1 protein-coding gene is annotated in these 366 nt (G+C 60.9%); it reads left to right on the forward strand.

Going from position 1 to position 366, the window contains the following annotated elements:
* The coding region (locus KVT32_RS29120) for a multicopper oxidase domain-containing protein (RefSeq protein WP_217619317.1) at positions 1 to 366 on the forward strand (366 nt) is incomplete at both ends.

The raw sequence follows: 366 nt of genomic DNA on the forward strand, positions 1-366 counted from the left end.
GTTCAGCAGAGCGGCTCCTACTGGTACCACTCGCACTCCGGCTTCCAGGAACTCACGGGCATGTACGGGGCGATCATCATCGACCCCGCTGGCGCCGAGACCATCCACGCCGACCGTGACCACGTGCTGCTGTTCTCGGATTGGACCGACGAAGACCCGATGCGGGTGTTCAACAAGCTCAAGTCCCAAAGCGACTATTACAACTACAACCAACCTACCGTCTTCGACTTCTTCCGGGACGCCTCGCGCGAAGGCACGGCCGCTGCGATCGACAAGCGCAAGATGTGGAACGAGATGCGGATGAATCCGACGGATCTCGCAGATCTGTCTGCCGCCACGCTGCCCTATCTGGCCAACGGCGTCACC

The sequence above is a fragment of the Achromobacter sp. GbtcB20 genome (assembly GCF_019091095.1).
GTDB classification, from domain to species: Bacteria; Pseudomonadota; Gammaproteobacteria; order Burkholderiales; family Burkholderiaceae_B; genus Achromobacter; species Achromobacter mucicolens.